Raw genomic sequence first — 3,555 nt, 5'->3', positions numbered from 1 at the left:
GGCACGGCCGGGGGCACCCGCGAGCGCACCCCGCGGAGCAGCCGCAGCAGGCGCACCGGCTGCTTGCGGGGGGCCAGCCGGCCGACGGCGACGATGTGCACCTCGTCGCGGAGGCCCGCCGTGGAAGGGTCCTCGTCGCGGAGGCCCGTCGCCGAAGGGTCCTCGTCGCGGAGCGCGGTGGCGGGGGACGGGCGCCAACTCGACAGGTCGAGGCCGTTGGAGACCACGTGCACCGGCACCCCGGCGCCCGCCACCGAGCGGATCGGCGCCGCCGCCGCGTTGCTCACCGTGGTGGCGACCAGCCCCCAGCGCCGCCAGCCGTACGCCAGGCCCAGCAGCCGGTAGGCGGCCCGCGTCAGCGGGTCCCACATGCTGTGCACGGTCACCACGCACGGCAGCCCGGCGCGTACGGCGGCGCGCACGCCCATCCAGGCGAACGGCGAGACCGCCCCCGCGTGCACGTGCACCACGTCCGGCCGCGAGGACGTCATGCGCCGAGTGAGATGCCCCACTCCGAACGGGTGCACCGGCAGGTCGAACGGGAGCGCGGCGACGATCCGGTGGACGCCGGGCGACGCCTCTCCCCTGGTGGCCGTGGCCACCTCGACCTCGTGGCCGGCCTGCCTCTGCATCGTCACGAGGTCGGCGACCTGGACCTCGATCCCCCCGAGCCGCGGCAGGTAACAGTCACTCACGTGGAAGATCCGCACCCCTCCCAGACTAATCTGGGCGTGTGCCTCCACGTACCGCTGTGTTCTTTCACGCGCACCCCGACGACGAGGCCCTGCTGACGGCGGGCACGATGGCGATGCTCGCGGCCGAGGGGCACCGCGTGGTGCTCGTGGTGGCGACCGCCGGCGAGCGCGGGCTGGCCGAGATGGAGCCGGGCGAGGAGCTGGGCCACACCCGGCTCAAGGAGCTGTACGAGTCCGCCGCCCTGCTCGGGTGCGCCCGCGTCGAGTGCCTGGACTACGGCGACTCGGGGCTGAGCCCCAAGGGCGGCATCGCCGAGGATCGGCCCGACAACGCGTTCATCGACGCCGACAGCGAGGAGGCGGCGGGCAGGCTGGCCGCGATCCTGCGGGAGGAGGAGGCCGACCTGCTGTCGATCTACGACCCCGCCGGCGGCTACGGACACCCCGACCACGTGCAGGTGCACCGGGTGGGCCGGCGCGCGGCGGAGATCGCCGGCACGGAGATCGTGCTGGAGGCGACGGTCAACCGCGATCCGCTGCTGCGGCTGCTGCGGCTGGCGGGCAAGGTCTACCGGTTCCCGCCGGAGTTCGACGTGCGCACGTTCGAGAGCGCCTACTCCTCGGGCGAGACCATCACCCACCGGGTCAACGTCCGGAAGTACACCAGGCAGAAACGGGCGGCCATGGCCGCCCACGCGTCGCAGGCGAGCGGCGGCGACAGCGACCGCACGCTGGCCGTGCTGCTGAAGGTGCCCGGCCCGCTCTACCGCCTGGTCTTCGGCACCGAGTGGTTCGTCCGGCGCGACCTGCCGCCGGGCACCCGCCTCCGTCATCCTCTGGACCGATGGCCGAAATGAAACCCCGGATTGATCCGGAGCGGCCCCGCGCCCGGCAGACTGGGCCCCGATGAAGAACAAGTGGCTCCAGATCACGCTGTCGGCGCTCTCCCTGGCGCTGGCGGTGGCGCTCGTCGTCTACCTGCCGCAGATCGTCCAGGCGCTCACCGGCAAGCCGGTCTCCTGGCGCGAGATCGGCGCGGTGTTCCGCATGCTCGACGCCCGTGTGATCGTGCTGATGGCGGTCCTCTGGCTGCTGAGCCTGCTGGCCTACACGTTCGTGCTGACCGGGTCCCTGCCGGGGCTCAGCCACCTGCAGGCACTGACGCTCAACGCGGCGGGCAGCGCGGTGAGCAACCTGCTGCCGTTCGGCGGCGCGGCGGGGGTGGCGCTGACCTTCGCGATGACCAGGGGCTGGGGCTTCGCCAACCGTCCGATCGTGGTGATGACGCTGGTCAGCGGCATCTGGAACACGTTGTTCAGGTTCATGCTGCCGGCCGCCGGCATCCTGGCGCTGCTGGTGGCCGGCCAGGTGCCCAACCCGGCCGTGGCCAAGGCCGGCTGGGTGGGCGCGGTGTCCATCCTTGCGCTGTGCGCCGTCGTGGCGGCCGCGCTCTACTGGGACCGCGCCGCCGCCGTCGTGGGCAGGGGGCTCGACGCCGTGGCCCGGCTGCTCCGACTCAAGGTCCGCGCCTCCGAGGCGCTCGGCAGGCTCCGCGCCGACACCGCCGGCATCGTCCACACGCGGTGGGCCCGCCTGTCGCTGGGCATGGTGTGCTTCCTCGGCTTCCAGTGGGCGATCATGGTGGTCTGCATGGTGGCCACCGGCGCCTATCCCGGCCTGGCCGAGTCGATCGCCGTCTTCGCCCTGTCGCGCTTGCTGACCAGCGCACTGATCACGCCGAGCGGCGCGGGGATCATGGAGGGCGGGGTGGTGCTCCTGCTGACCGCGTTCGGGGTGCACACCGCTCCGGCGACGGCGACCGCACTGCTCTTCGGCTTCTGGACTTACACTATCGAGATCCCGTTCGGCGGCCTGGCGCTCGGCGCGTGGGCGCTCCTGCGCAGGCGCAACGGCCGCGGCGCCGCCGCGGAGCCCCCGTCCGCGATCTCTAAGGCCTCCCAGTGACGATCGGAAACAGAACAAAGACCTTGTGCGCGATTCGGAAGCCCGCATAGCGTGGCGGCTGACATGGTGGCGTTCCGGGTTCTGGGGCCAGTCGAGGCGTACGACAACGACGAACTCGACCTCGGCGGGTTGCGGCAGCGGGCCGTCCTCGCCCGGCTTCTCGTGGCCAGAGGGCAGGTCGTGCCGGTCGACATGCTGCTCTACGACCTGTGGGACGACGACACGGCCAAGGGCGCCCAGTCGGGTCTGCAGGTCTACATCTCGCGGCTGCGCCGGGTGCTGGAGCCCGGCCGCCCGCGCGGCGGCCCCAACCGGCTGCTGGTGACGGTCGCCTCCGGCTACGCCCTGCGGGTGGCGCCCGACCAGGTCGACGCGCTCATGTTCGAGCAGCTCGTACGGGCCGCGGGCGAGCATCTGGAGGAGGGCGACCCGCAGTCGGCGCGCGGCCGCCTGGAGAAGGCCCTCGGCCTGTGGCGGGGCACCCCCTACTCCGACTTCGCCGACCAGCCCTGGGCGGAGGCCGAGGTCAACCGGCTGGCCGAGCTGCGGCTGGTGGCCCGCGAGCGCCACGCCGACACCGGGCTGCGGCTCGGGATGCACGCCGAGACCGTGCCCGACCTGGAGGCGCTCACGACCGAGCACCCGCTGCGCGAGGAGGGCTGGCGGCTGCTCGCCCTGGGCCTCTACCGCTGCGGCAGGCAGGGCGACGCGCTGGCCGCGCTGCGCAGGGCCAGGGGCATCCTGGCCGACGAGCTCGGCATCGACCCGGGGCCCGCGCTGCGCAAGCTGGAATCCGACATCCTCTCCCAGGCCCCCGAGCTGGAGCTGGTGTCGGCCCCGCGCCCGCCGCGCCCCGTGCCGGTCGGCGACACCTGGCCGCCCCGGCCCACCGCCG

Annotated in this window: 4 protein-coding genes; 3 read left to right on the top strand and 1 reads right to left on the bottom strand. The window is 73.4% G+C overall.

Annotation, left to right across the window (positions count from 1 at the left end):
• Positions 1-695 (bottom strand): glycosyltransferase (locus tag DQW85_RS25905; protein WP_205315408.1); only part of this gene is annotated, 695 nt, incomplete at its 3' end.
• 38 nt (positions 696-733) lie between these two features.
• Here DQW85_RS25905 and DQW85_RS25900 point away from each other — a divergent pair.
• From DQW85_RS25900 to DQW85_RS25890, 3 genes are all read left to right on the top strand, one after another.
• A complete protein-coding gene (locus DQW85_RS25900) occupies positions 734-1,552 on the top strand; it encodes a PIG-L deacetylase family protein (RefSeq protein WP_240197430.1) in 819 nt (272 codons plus the stop codon).
• Positions 1,553-1,601: 49 nt separating this feature from the next.
• Positions 1,602-2,660 (top strand): lysylphosphatidylglycerol synthase domain-containing protein, encoded by a 1,059-nt coding sequence (locus DQW85_RS25895; RefSeq protein ID WP_113702556.1) that lies wholly within the window; start codon positions 1,602-1,604, stop codon positions 2,658-2,660.
• Between the two features lie 51 nt (positions 2,661-2,711).
• On the top strand, positions 2,712-3,555 hold an 844-nt coding region (locus DQW85_RS25890), incomplete at its 3' end, for an AfsR/SARP family transcriptional regulator (protein ID WP_240197429.1).

This window comes from Nonomuraea lactucae (assembly GCF_003313395.1).
GTDB lineage: Bacteria > Actinomycetota > Actinomycetes > Streptosporangiales > Streptosporangiaceae > Nonomuraea > Nonomuraea lactucae.
Note: the sequence above shows the minus strand (reverse complement) of the source record. Positions and strands in the feature narration are given on the sequence as shown.